Raw genomic sequence first — 13896 nt, forward strand, 5'->3', positions numbered from 1 at the left:
GTGTTTTGCTGATAAAAATGATTTGATGGATGCTAATATTTTTTGTTAAACTAAAAGATGTTACACTGTTGTTTGTAGTTTTTTAACTTTCTTTACATACTAACAATATGCCTGAGCTCAATAGCACGCCACAAATTGATACAGATCGTAATGAGAGTTTCAATAATATAAAAACATATGAGTTGAATTCTAACTTTGACAATACACTGAGAGAGTTTACTTCTATCGATTATATGGGCAGGTATAGATATAAGCATAAGGGTTATTATATGGTATATGTAGGTCTTGACTTTCAATTGGTAGAGGCCATCACTGCACTTGAGGCTATTAAAAAACAACAAAATAGTGCAGCAGCTCCAACAAAGGTTGTAATTTGCCTATCTGGTTTGCCTATGTTTCCGCCAGAATCACTAGAGATTGCATCATAAATCTTTTTCTCTTCTTGCTATATTAGTATTGCACTGCCTGCAAAGTTATTGTACAAGCCTTTGTGGATTCCTCATTTTTCATATTACTTTGTTCATGCTTTTGCAAATATGTTAAAACATTAGGTGCGGCAATTAACTTGGGCTCTAAAAGAGCATTTCCTCAAAATCCTCCAACTTGTGTTGCATTAATTAATGATTTGCACTGTTTAATGGTATTGGAATTTATTATTTTTGTTGCAAAGTTGTGCGCTTTTATTTAAAATCCACCCGCAGACGCTTATGATTTTTTAAAATTCAGTGTTTTTATCGTGTTAGGACGTCATATGATGGATTGTTTAGAGTTGTTAAGATCTTTAATTAGATTTCGGAGCATTACTCCGCTTGATGATGGAGCTATAGATTTTTTATATGAAACTTTGATAAACGCTGGGTTTAAATGTGAAATTCTCGAATTTGGTGGAGATCTATCCGCAAGGATTAAAAATCTTTATGCATGGATAGGAGATTCCGGGCCAAACTTATGTTTTGCTGCTCATACAGATGTTGTGCCAGTTGGTGAAATATCTAAATGGAAATTTCATCCATTTGAAGCGGCGCTGGAAGATGGCGTTATTTATGGTAGAGGCTGTGTTGATATGAAAGGAGCAATAGCAGCTTTCATATCAGCTGCAGGTGAATATCTCAAGGAATGTGCTGGACGCCAGAGTGGCATGATAAGCCTGTTGATAACGGGTGATGAGGAGGGGCCAGCAATTCATGGCACAAGAGATGTCATTGCATGGCTTAGGCACCGCAATATCAAGATAGATGCTTGTATCATAGGGGAGCCTACTAGCAATGCGCGTGTTGGAGATATAATTAAGGTTGGCGCAAGAGGTAGTGTCACATTTTCTCTAATGATTTATGGAAAGCAAGGACATGTCGCGTATCATCGTATGGCAGATAATGCTGTGGATATAATGCTGCCGATTCTGCAGTCTATTAAATCATACAAACTTGATAATGGATCTGATAAATTTGAGCCTTCAAATCTAGAGTTTACTGATATAAATATAGGAAATAGTGCGGAAAATATAATCCCTGGAGCTGTTCGTGTACAATTTAATGTAAGATTTAATGATCGTCATACATGTGAGAGTCTCTATGAGCTAATACGAGACATATGTTCTCAGCATATCAATAATTTTTCTCTAGATTATAATATGAATAGCATGCCATTTTGCACAGATCATAGCGCAATTTCAGATATGCTTTCAGATTCAATATTTGAAGTAACAAAGATCAAACCTGATATCAATACTTTTGGTGGCTCATCTGATGCAAGGTTTATAATGCATCATTGTCCAACGCTGGAATTTGGTTTGCTTAATAAAACGGCACATCAAGTTGATGAACATGTAAGCGTGTCAGATATCATGATATTGAAAGCAATATATAAAAATTTCTTGCATAAATTTTTTAATACAAAAATATAGATATCTTCTGATATTTAAGTTTGCTTTATATGGGCTGCATGCGAGAAAAATATAATTTATAGCACAAAGAACAGTGGGAATATTTGATTATTATGGCTAGAAAGTGGATTATGTGCGCAGGTTGTGTGAAGTCACAGGTGTTTTTCATAATATCCTCTGTATTTACTTTTTTATACGCAAACTTAAATATTGGCAAAGCAAACATATGGGTGTATAAGTCTCTCATCGCTTTGCTTTTGTTATTAACATGTTGTTCGTCACATAGACCTACATCTGGAAGTATGCAGGGAATAATAATCTCTTCTGCTCAAAAGGTTTCTATTCAATACAAGAAATTGGATCAGAGTACGTGGTTGACACTTTATATGCCAGATGGTTCTGTGTTCCAAGGAAGAGTAATACACTCAGGTCGAATTCTTAAGACAGATACTATGACAGGACTTCGCATGGATGGGGCTGTAGTGGGTCGCAGCAGAAATGCTGCTCGCACAGGCTTCTTGAAAAATGGGAAAAGATCTGAGCATACATCTGGTAAGATGTCTGGCAAATTGATTGCAGATGATGGTCTTCTGATGGAGTGCAATTTGCAATATGCAGATGCAAGTGGAGATCCATCATATGGCGGATTTGGAGTTTGTATTACAGGTGATACCAAGGTAGACATATCTTGGTGATGTTTGCATTCTGTTTTTCTTGCAGCTTTTTAGTGAGATTAAGGGCTTATTTTATGGATTATGACCTAAAGATACATCTAACTTATAGCACATACCTCCTATAGGTGAAGAGTTGTTATTTATTAATTATGCACATACGAAGTTAGACTTCAAAAAGAGCCAAGAAGAATGAGGGTGCATATGTATACATAAGGAGCATTTTAAAGGCGTCAATTTTAAAAAGTATGTTGAGTATAGTCGCCTGCGTCATAACTCTAAGAAGCAGAAGGTTTATATTGGCCTGCAAGCAATTATAATGCAACGAAAGTCATGCAGGAAAAGTGGCAAAGTTGCCAAAAACCTTATGGCTTTTGTTAAGTAATATTTGTTAGTATTGGACAAATTATATATCCGAAAATTAGCGCAAGGCCGCGCCTAAAAGCTAATTTTTGTACATTGCACTTTCGGCAAGATATTTATTTGCAGAGCAAATCGATTTTTGATGGACAGATTATATAACTTAAATTCTTAGTGTTTGTTGGGTGTATTTCTGATCACTCTAAGCCCAGTACCTATATGGATTTCATATTACATAGAAGATTTTTTTGCAAAGAAAAGATACGTCTGAATGCTGAAAAGTCAATTTGAGTGAATGTTTTAATTTATTATTATTTAATTATTATTAATAGTTATGGATCTATTCTTTGATTTTTTATCTTTGCTTGATGATCTGCTGTGGACGTATATTTCACTGGCGGTGATATTGTTCTCTGGTATATATTTTACGATTTCTTCTAAGTTTTTCCAATTTCGTTCGGTCTTTAAAATTAGCAGTCATGTAAAAGAACTTATACAGTGTGCAGAGAAGGGAAAAGAAGGTCTGCACCCAATAAAGCTATACTTCGCATCGGTTGGTGGCATGGTCGGTATTGGTAATATTGTGACTGTAATGGCTGCAGTTACTATGGGTGGTCCTGGAAGCCTGGTGTGGCTTTGGATGGCATCATTTTGTGGGATGCTTGTTAAGTATTCTGAAATATATCTTGGGATTAAATATAGAGTTTCAGATAATAAAGGTGGGTATAATGGTGGCCCGATGTATTACCTGCAAACCGCATTTGGAAATAAATTTTTGTCTTATATAGTTTGCATACTGCTTTGCATATATGGGGCTGAGGTCGCACAGTTCTTAATTGTCACAGATACGATAGTTAGCACAACTGGTAGCAATCGTTATTTGGTGATTGGTGTATTGCTTGTGCTAGTAATGCTTGCTGCAGTTGGCGGGGTTTCCAGACTTGCAAATATATGTTCTACTTTGATGCCTCCTTTTATAATATGTTACGTTTTGATCGGTCTTTGGGTTATATTTGATCATGCAGCTGAATTGCCATCAGTGCTGAAGGTGATTGTGCAGTCTGCATTCTCAGGTCATGCACCAGTTGGAGGATTCGTTGGCAGCACAATATTACTTGCTGCGCACTATGGAGTTTCCAGAGCAGTTTATTCTGGAGATATTGGAATAGGTTATGATTCTACTGTGCAAAGTGAAACACAAACGCTATATCCTGAAAGACAGGCAAGAATGGCTATATTTGGTCTGTTTACTGATTCATTCATTTGTACGATTACTATTTTGATAGCGTTGCTAACTGGTGTGTGGCAAGCTGAAAATCTTCAGCCTTCGGAGTATATATCAGTAGCGCTTTCAGATTATATAGCTCACATAGATATTTTTACAATGTGCTTATTTTTTGTTGCTGCATATACTACTATTGTGGGTTATCTTGTAGTAGGACAAAAATGTGCGCAGTTTATCAGTCCTAAATTTGGAAAAGTTGTTTACATAATATACTCTATGTTTGCTTTCATAGTGTTTTCCTTTCAAACGCAGGAGAAAGTGATCCTTGTAATGAGTGTTTCCGGTGGGTTATTGATGTTAATCAACATTTTAGGTGTGTTCAAGCTTCGTAAAGATATAAAGTTTTTATAGTAATTATGATAAACATTACGTTACAAGATGGCAGTGTAAGAAGTTTTAATTCTCCTGTTACAGGTTTTACAATTGCGGAAAATATTAGCAAGAGTCTTGGAAAAAAGGCCATTGCGATTGGAGTGAATGGTGTCATTAAAGATTTAAGTCATACCTTAAACGATGATGCTATTATATCAATTATCACCGAGGATAGTATTGAAGCTTTGGATATAGTAAGGCATAGCGCAGCACATATCCTTGCACAGGCTGTGAAGAAGCTTTATCCTGACGTGCAGGTTACTATAGGGCCTGTAGTTGAGAACGGCTTTTATTATGATTTTGTGAGGACGGATGCGTTTACTACTGACGATTTAATTGCGATTGAATCTGAAATGCGTAGTATAGTGAAGCAAAATGAGAAAATCACTCGTGTTGTCATGACAAGAGCAGAGGCCATAAAGTATTTTCAGGATAAAGGAGAAAATTATAAGGTCGAAATTATAAAAGATATTCCAGCTCATGAGGAATTAAGTGTTTATTTTCAAGGTGATTTTGCTGATCTTTGTAGAGGGCCACACTGTCCTTCCACAGGCAAAGTGAAAGCTTTTAAGTTAATGAAGGTTGCTGGTGCTTACTGGCGTGGTGATAGCAAAAATCAGATGCTGCAAAGGATATATGGCACTGCATTCTCTAAAGAAGAACAACTGCAAGAATATCTAAATTTTTTGGAAGAAGCAAAGCTGCGTGATCATAGAAAAATAGGTCAAGAGATGGGCTTATTCCACCTTCAAGAAGAGGCACCAGGGGCTGTATTCTGGCATCCAAAAGGTTGGACATTATTTCAGCTTTTGGTAAATTATATGAGAGAAAAGCAGAATGCTGCTGGATATAACGAGATCAGTACTCCAGAAATTATTGACAGAAGTCTTTGGGAGAAATCAGGACACTGGGAAAAGTTTAGCGAGAATATGTTTACTGCCAGTGCTGCAGACGAAAGAACTTATGCTGTACGTCCAATGAATTGTCCAGGCGGTGTGCAAGTTTTTAAATGTGGGTTGACTAGTTATAAAGATTTGCCGCTACGTCTTTCGGAATTTGGGAAAGTGCATAGATATGAACCATCCGGCGCCTTGCATGGCTTAATGAGAGTTAGAGCATTTACTCAAGATGATGCACACATATTCTGCACGCCAGAACAAATGCATGAGGAGTGTCTCTCTGTTTGTCGTTTGGTCCTTAGTATTTATAGAGATTTTGGATTCAAAGATGTTAGAATTAAACTTTCTGACAGACCATCAAAAAGAATAGGATCTGATGAGAGTTGGGATAATGCAGAAACTGCACTGCTTGCTGCGATTCAAGAACTGAATCTGGACTATGTAATTAACAGTGGAGAAGGAGCATTTTATGGCCCTAAAATAGAATTCGTTTTGAAGGATGCAATTGGTCGTGACTGGCAACTTGGAACATTGCAAGTAGATTTTAACTTGCCATATAGACTTGGAGCTAGTTATATAGGACAAGATGGGCAGAAGCATACTCCCGTCATGTTACATAGAGCTGTTTTTGGTTCTTTAGAGCGGTTTATAGGAATTTTGCTTGAACATTATATAGGGAAATTACCAATTTGGCTTGCACCGATCCAAGTAGTGATTGCTACTGTATCAAGCAGTGCTGAAAATTATGCCGAAGAAGTATTTTCATTTTTGCGAGAACACAAGATACGTGCTATATTAGACTCCAGCGCCGAAACCCTCGGTTATAAAGTTAGATTGCACTCGCTTGCTAAAGTTCCAGTGATTCTCACCATTGGAAACAAAGAGGCAGTAAATCGTACAGTATGTATGAGACGACTTGGAGAAGATTCTAACATAGAGCTTTCGTTGGATGATTTTATGTTGCAATTTATTGAAATGAGCAATATACCCAGGTAAATAGCTTGTTATTTGACATAATGTTTATAGCTGAAGTTTTTAATTTAAATAATGAGAGGAAGTCATAAGCAGTAAACTGGATATCCGCGTTAACGAGCAGATTAAGGCTGATGAAGTGCGGTTGATAGATGAAAATGGAGATATGGTAGGTGTGATTGCACCGCGTGAAGCTCTAAATATTGCAAGACAAAGAGGATTGGATCTTGTGGAGATTTCGCCAAATGCTTCTCCTCCTGTCTGCAGGCTGATAAATTACGGTAAATATCGATATGAGCAGCAGAAGAAATTTCATGAAGCCAAGAAGCATCAAAAGGTGGTGTTGGTGAAGGAATTAAAGCTGAGGCCAAATATAGATATTGGCGATTACGCAGTGAAGATCCGCAGTGCGCAGAAGTTTATCAAGGAAGGAAACAAAGTGAAGATTTCGCTCATGTTTAAAGGGCGTGAAATTACTCACCAAGAGGTGGGATTTAGCTTGATGCAAAGGTTCCAAAATGACGTTGATGAATTTGCGAAAATAGAGTCTACACCTAAGATGGAAGGAAAACAGATATATATGATTATCGTTCCTAAGTAATACTTAAGATGTAAAGCTATATATGAGATCTGAGCATGATATTGCTTATAAGTTCGTTGTTATGTCTTTAATAATGAGTCATAACTAACCTTAAGTTACTGTGTTTTGTAGTTTTAGAATAAGCCTAGAAACTCAAAGAAGTCTAGTGAATGTATTGTAAATAGAAAGTCGCCTGCGTTATAACTCTCGAATGTAGGGATTTATGTTCTGGTTGCAAGCAATTATGATGCACCGAAAGTCCAGCAGAAAAAGTGGCAAAATTGCCAAAAACCTTATGGCTTTTGTTAGATACTGCTTATAAAGTGCACGCACGTGAATTTGAAGGGCATGATTTTTTAGAGTACAAGTTAATTTCTAAGTCAAATATTATATATCTTTGCGAAGGAATCAATGAAGTAATACTTGAAAATTAGGCCGCAAAGGTCTGCACAAGTGGCTTTGCAGGCAGTACCTAAGTTGTATTTGCAAGTACGGAATTAATATATCCAAAAATTAGAGCAGGGTCGCGCCTAAAAGCTAATTTTTGTATATTTAACTTTCCACAAAAATTTATTTGCGTAGCAAATCGATTTTTGACGAGCAAACCAGAAAGTCTTATTTCTTTAGTATGTAAAAAATTACATCAAGTATGATATCAATTTTGTCTAAAATATACTCTTAATATATTTATGTATATTAGTGAAAATAGATCAATTTCTTGTAGGTTGCCACGTTTTTTAAATCTTTTTAAGAGGTCGTATGTTTGATAGCATTAAAGATTATATTCCAAGTATACATAAAGAGGGATATATATTTATCATACTCTTCTTGCTAGGAACAGTTATATTATTTGCAATCTCGAGTACATTAGGGTATTGCGGATTGATTCTTACTTTATGGTGTGTATTTTTCTTTAGAGATCCCGAACGTATAACGTTTGAAGATCCTGATATTGTAGTCAGTCCAGCTGATGGTGTTGTGCAAAAGATAACTCAATCTATTCCTCCAAAAGAATTAGACATGGGAGATCATATGATGACAAGAATTAGCATTTTTCTGAATGTTTTTGATGTACATGTAAATCGCGTACCAATCGCAGGAAGAGTAAAGGAGTTGCATTATAATCCTGGAAAGTTTTTCAACGCATCGCTAGACAAAGCAAGCGAATATAATGAGCGTCAATCAATACTTATAGAAACTAAAGATGGGAATGAAATCGCTATAGTGCAGATAGCAGGGCTAATTGCTCGTAGAATAGTATGTGACTTGAAAAAGGATGATGCTGTAGATACTGGTCAAAGATTTGGAATCATTAGGTTTGGTAGTAGAGTTGATATTTATCTTCCGATTGATGTTCAACTGCAAGTGTTAGAAAAACAAAGAATGACTGGCGGCGAGACTATTATAGCAGACTTCAAAAATAGATTAGCTAAAAAGTAGAAAATGACTAATAATACTCGTCATATTTCAAAATGCCATAGCAAGCACTATAAAGTATGTATGGCAAGCAGTATTTAGAATAAGTTTTTATTCATTTGAAATCGGCAATATAACTCTATTTTAGTGGAGAGGCTGACTTAAAATTTATCAAAAGTACAAAGTATAACATGACTTTTTTATGCTGCTTTAGCCATATCTTTAGCTCATAAATTCCAAATTGTTTAACACGTTGCCGATTTTGCTTTTAATATATAATCTCTCCACCTTCTTTGGCCATATACTTCCACACTCTCTCAAGCTTTATATGTGAGAAATGGTATTTGGGATTAGTGGATGAGATTTCTTAATCTCATTGCAGCTTCCTGTTTTTTAGCAAAAAATAATTGATGATTAGGAATGAATATATCGCTAGAGTTAAATTTACTTTTTTGATCATCTAAAGAAGTGTCATTATCTGCTTGTATAGGAGATTTCTTAGGATCAATTAGATAATTTAGTATGTGAGTAAGCAATTTATGATTTTTTTGCACAATCTCTAAATGTGTTTTGCCTTTAGTCAAGTGAGAAAACTTTGTTATTAAATCTGGCATATCTATAAATCTTTTATAAATCTGTCGCAATTCAGGAAACATGTATAGTAAGTCTATTTTCTGTTCTTGAATAGGCAATTCTTCTGCAATTGAACAGCTCCATAATATATGATCAAAGATGCAAATACAGGCCTGTATGAAGTTGACCCAAAAATACTTTTGATTATCTATAGTTAACTCTTGATAGAAGTACATTAATTTATTTGCGGCGACTTCCGAGGAGGCAACTTGAGCAGCCAATGCTAAGCACTTATATAGCGATACAGTGAGTTTTGCCAAGATATTTTCTGCGCATAATGTAAATTCCTCATCAAGTGGTGAGATTGTGTACAGAATGACTAGTTCATGCATTACTGTCATAATATCAGATACTCCAGAGCGTATATTCTGAATGAACAATAGCTCGTCTGAGAGGCCGGTATATGAACGAATACGAGCATTTTGCGGGTTGAAAATTGTATAGTGTAATATAGTATCTCTAGGTGGAAAATCTGTGTCTTTTGCAAATTTCATCAGTACATCAGGTAGCCCTGGTAAAATATTACATGGTTGTATGTCTAGTCTTATTAAAGAGCCTAGCAAGATACCAATATCACGTATGGCTGCTATTTTTTCATAATAATTAAAATCTCTGATAGCAGCTCTCTCTGCTAGAGTTTTTAGTATTCTAATGAGTTCACTTGAGTTTTTTTGTGCATTAGAATCGTGTATTAGAGAAACAAGCTCATCAAAGTAAAGTGGATCGAGAGATGATACATATTTAGAGTAAGTTAATGCCGTCTCCATACAAATAACCTATAGCTATGCAGTTGACTAAATCTTTATGAAAGCATTGGTATTATGACTTTTTATCAAACTAATCTTTTTTTATAATTTAATTTTTCACCTTAAGTTTTCAAGTGTTGTCTTTTTTGAAGATTTAAGCGCGCATGGCCACTGTACTTCTAGTATAGCTAAACTCAAATCTCATCTTAAATTTTCTAGAAAATAAACAGCAAATATATGTTGTTATTTGTGGTAGTTGATATTACTTCGTCAATTTTTTCGCAAATATATAATATTTGACTCGAAAATTCACTTGCGCTCTAGAAAATCATGCCATTCAAATTCATGCGCGTGCACTTACTTAATGCAGCGCCTAGGACATAATTTGCTTGCTTAGATATCAAAACAAGCAAGGATTCTATGATTCTTGTGAAAACAGGCGGTAATCGAGGCTAATTCCGAGATTATGCAGAATTTTGCAATTCTCATTCGTATTTTTAGCGAAAATTGGCAAAGATCACGCTTTTAAGCATTATCTTGCTGATAAGCTTCGCTGTACTCGATTCTATACAACCATAATTTGATTATAGCATCTTATTATAATACTACATAATTATTTATTGTTAAATTGCGCATTGTCACCTAAATTTTAAATTTGGCGTCGCGATATATAATAAATTTATTGATTTATTCGATAAAAAGTCATTTATGCTGCTTTGATAATATAAGAGCAATTTTTATGATCATAATATAATATAATTTCCAATAGCATTTCCTATAAAACTAAAAAATTTTGAAGTTAAGCTGTTATATATGGCGCTGGCATTCTAAAAAATCATGCTCTTAAAATCCTCGCGCGAGCACTGACCTTGAGCGCGGCATCTAGGAAATTAGTATTATTCTTCTACGCCAGCTTCTATCAAGAACTGTTGCAGAGTAATTATTTTATCTCTAAGTCCAGCCGCGAGCTCAAAATCAAGGTCTTTAGCTGCAGCAAGCATCTGAGATCTAATGCGCTCTATACTTCTCTCTATTTCTCTTACACTAAGTTTTTTAAAGTCTAAAGAATCATCTTTGTAAATTTTTGCGCCATTTTCAGTTGCTCCAAGAATCTCAAGCGCTTCATTGATAGCGTCACTTACTTTTTTCTTGACAGAAACTGGTGTTATACCATGCACTTCATTATATGTTTCTTGTATTTTTCTCCTCCTTTCAGTTTCGCTCAAAGCTTTCTCCAAAGAGTTTGTAATGCGATCTGCATAGAGTATTACTCTTCCTTTAGCATTTCGTGCAGCTCTTCCGATAGTTTGTATGAGCGATGTCTCTGAGCGTAAAAAGCCCTCTTTATCTGCATCAAGTATGGCAACTAGTGAACATTCAGGGATATCCAAGCCTTCTCTTAATAAATTTACTCCAACTAATACATCTACAATGCCAATACGTAACTTATTTATAATTTCTACTCTTTCAAGAGTCTGTATTTCAGAGTGAAGATATATAGCCTTTACACCTATATTTGCTAGATAGTCTGCAAGATCTTCTGCCATTTTTTTTGTAAGCGTAGTGACCATAACACGCTCGTTATTTTCAGCAGCAATTCTACATTCATTTAATAAATCATCAACCTGCGTCTCAATCGGTCTGATTATACATACAGGGTCTAAAAGTCCTGTTGGTCTTATTACCTGCTCTATACATTTGTCTCCAGCTAATTCAAGTTCTATTTTTCCTGGAGTTGCTGAGACAAAAATAGTTTGAGGGCGCATTGTATCCCATTCTTCAAATTTCAGAGGTCTATTATCTTTTGCAGATGGTAACCTGAAACCATATTCAACTAAATTTGCTTTACGCACTTTATCGCCATTAAACATTGCGGCGACTTGTGGAAGAGTCACATGACTTTCATCCACAAACAATAATGCATTTTTAGGTAAATATTCAAAAAGAGTTGGAGGTGGCTCTCCTGGCTCTTTACCAGACAAATACCTTGAATAATGCTCTATTCCCTTGCAACTACCAGTTTCTAGCATCATCTCCAAGTCAAATTTCACTCTTTGTTCAATACGAAACGCTTCAGCCATCCTATTTTGATTTTCAAAATATTTTACTCTTTGCTGCATCTCATGCTTGATAAGGCGAGTTGCCTGTTGAAGGGTTGGTCTCGGTGTTACATAGTGGCTATTGGCAAATATAGTTATCTCAGATAAAGTGTTTGTACGTTTATTATTAATTGGATCAAATTCATTAATTTTCTCTATTTCATTGCCAAAAAATGTAACTTTCCAAGCCCTATCTTGATAGTGCGATGGGAAAATGTCTATATTTTCTCCTCTAACCCTAAATGTGCCGCGTTCAAAGCTGGTATCATTTCTCTTATAGTGCAGCTCCACTAACTTTTCTATCAATGCTTCTCTAGAAAGCTTCATACCAGCTTCAAGCTTTTGAGTCATTTTTAGATAGAGCTCTGGCGCACCAAGTCCATATATGCAGGAAACAGAAGCAACTACTATGACATCTTGTCTTTCAAGTAATGCTCTGGTCGCAGAGTGCCTAAGTAAATCTAACCTATCATTTATACTTGCATCCTTCTCTATATATAGATCTCTCTTTGGAATATATGCCTCAGGTTGATAATAGTCGTAATATGAAACAAAATATTCTACTGCATTATTAGGAAAAAAACCTTTCATCTCAGAATATAACTGTGCCGCCAATGTTTTATTATGAGCCATAATGATGGTAGGCCTATTTGTTTTCGCTATCACATTTGCCATAGTAAATGTTTTGCCAGAACCAGTGATTCCAAGTAATACCTGATCTTTTGCTTCTTGGTCTATATTTTTTACCAAATAGTCTATGGCTTTTTGTTGATCGCCTGCTGGTAAAAATTCTGTATGTAGATGAAATGTGTTTTTTTGCATGTGAAGTTTTTGCTACTTATCGCTTTTTAATATGCTATATTGATGAAATGTTGAGCCGTTTTTATGGCAAATCTTTGCAAAGAAGTTTGGCATTGCTTTGTATATACTAGTCATACTTTTCAAAATTGGCGTTGTCAAAATACTCCTTATGTTATTTTATGTGTGTACACATATGCCAGCATTCTTCCTGGCTCTTTTTGAAGTTTAATTTAGTATGTACATAATAAACACCAACTCTTCATTTGCATGCCGGTATATGTACTACAAGCTTTCTACTTCTGTTGCCACATAGTTTATGGAGGTGGGTCGCTTACTGGTTTTTGTTACGCATTATTATTACTTTAAAAACATTCTATGATCTCATTTAACAGCAAAATTGTGAATATAGGTGCATTGCTGCTCATAATTTACTTGTACTGTCAATACAACAAGGAAAGAAAAAAAGTGGATAATGATTTATTTTCTTCTTTTCAATTTATGCAACACGGTTCAAGTAGTGCAATGCACTACTTCTCTATACCAAGTGGTAAAAAATACAAAGATTTCAGTCTATACGAAAAATTCATGTATAACTTATATAAGGATAACATTCCAGATGATATCCGAAAAAAAATAGAAGAATAATCGGTCGTTTCAATCTATAATCGCTTATGCGATATCAATAGAGGAAAGTAAATATATTCGTCGTACTTTTCAAAATTGGCATCTTTAAAATGCTTCTTATGTAGACGCTGCCGGCAAAGCCACTTGCGCAGGACTCCTTTGGCCTGATTTTCTCATGCACTCTAAAAAATTATGCCATTAAAATCCTCACGCGCAACTTATGAAGGCAGCGCTACTTGCGCACCCTGCATTCTTCTGAGTCACCTGCGTCATCACTCTAAGACTTGAGGATTTATATCGGTTTCAAGTTATTATGATGCACCGAAAGTCCAGCAGAAAAAAATGGCAAAATTGCCAAAAACCTTATGGACGTTGTTAAGTAGTATTTGCTAGGTACAGGACAAATTACATACCAGAAAATTAGCGTATGTGTGCTTTCAAGCTAACTTTCGTATATTTAACTTTCCGAAAAATTAATGTGCGTAGCAAATCGACGAAATAGCAACTCTTTTTATTTATCGGAGATATATTATTTATATATGTCTTGCAGCTAATC

At 35.5% G+C, this 13896-nt stretch carries 10 protein-coding genes; 8 read left to right on the forward strand and 2 right to left on the reverse strand.

The features are described from left to right. Positions 1–107: 107 nt before the first annotated feature. The 7 genes from AACL20_RS00290 (at position 108) to AACL20_RS00320 (ending at position 8461) form a co-directional block, all read left to right on the forward strand. Entirely contained in the window at positions 108–428 is a 321-nt protein-coding gene (locus AACL20_RS00290; protein WP_339052189.1) for a hypothetical protein, read from the forward strand. Between the two features lie 308 nt (positions 429–736). Continuing rightward, entirely contained in the window at positions 737–1903 is a 1167-nt protein-coding gene (gene dapE / locus AACL20_RS00295; protein WP_339052190.1) for a succinyl-diaminopimelate desuccinylase, read from the forward strand. Positions 1904–1995: 92 nt separating this feature from the next. Continuing rightward, positions 1996–2577, forward strand: a complete 582-nt coding sequence (locus tag AACL20_RS00300) for a hypothetical protein (RefSeq protein ID WP_339052191.1) — start codon at positions 1996–1998, stop codon at positions 2575–2577. A 670-nt stretch (positions 2578–3247) separates the two neighbouring features. Continuing rightward, the gene (locus AACL20_RS00305) at positions 3248–4549 is read left to right on the forward strand and encodes an amino acid carrier protein (RefSeq protein ID WP_339052192.1); all 1302 of its coding nucleotides are present in this window, start codon (positions 3248–3250) and stop codon (positions 4547–4549) included. A gap of 5 nt (positions 4550–4554) precedes the next feature. Then, on the forward strand, positions 4555–6465 hold the full coding sequence (thrS, locus tag AACL20_RS00310) for a threonine--tRNA ligase (RefSeq protein WP_339052193.1): 1911 nt from the start codon (positions 4555–4557) through the stop codon (positions 6463–6465). Positions 6466–6547: 82 nt separating this feature from the next. Beyond that, positions 6548–7042, forward strand: coding sequence for a translation initiation factor IF-3 (gene infC / locus AACL20_RS00315; protein ID WP_339052643.1), 495 nt, complete (start codon positions 6548–6550; stop codon positions 7040–7042). Between the two features lie 738 nt (positions 7043–7780). Further along, positions 7781–8461, forward strand: coding sequence for a phosphatidylserine decarboxylase (locus AACL20_RS00320; protein ID WP_339052194.1), 681 nt, complete (start codon positions 7781–7783; stop codon positions 8459–8461). A 326-nt stretch (positions 8462–8787) separates the two neighbouring features. Here AACL20_RS00320 and AACL20_RS00325 read toward each other — a convergent pair whose 3' ends face one another. After that, the gene (locus tag AACL20_RS00325) at positions 8788–9837 is read right to left on the reverse strand and encodes a monodechloroaminopyrrolnitrin synthase PrnB family protein (RefSeq protein WP_339052195.1); all 1050 of its coding nucleotides are present in this window, start codon (positions 9835–9837) and stop codon (positions 8788–8790) included. An 875-nt stretch (positions 9838–10712) separates the two neighbouring features. After that, entirely contained in the window at positions 10713–12737 is a 2025-nt protein-coding gene (gene uvrB, locus AACL20_RS00330; protein WP_339052196.1) for an excinuclease ABC subunit UvrB, read from the reverse strand. 444 nt (positions 12738–13181) lie between these two features. On the opposite strand from uvrB, the gene AACL20_RS00335 reads away from it, so the two are divergent. Then, complete coding sequence (locus tag AACL20_RS00335) at positions 13182–13361, forward strand: hypothetical protein (RefSeq protein WP_339052197.1); 180 nt, start codon at positions 13182–13184, stop codon at positions 13359–13361. Positions 13362–13896 lie beyond the last annotated feature (535 nt).

Origin of the sequence: Candidatus Lariskella endosymbiont of Epinotia ramella (assembly GCF_964019805.1) — a bacterium.
Lineage (GTDB): Bacteria > Pseudomonadota > Alphaproteobacteria > Rickettsiales > Midichloriaceae > Lariskella.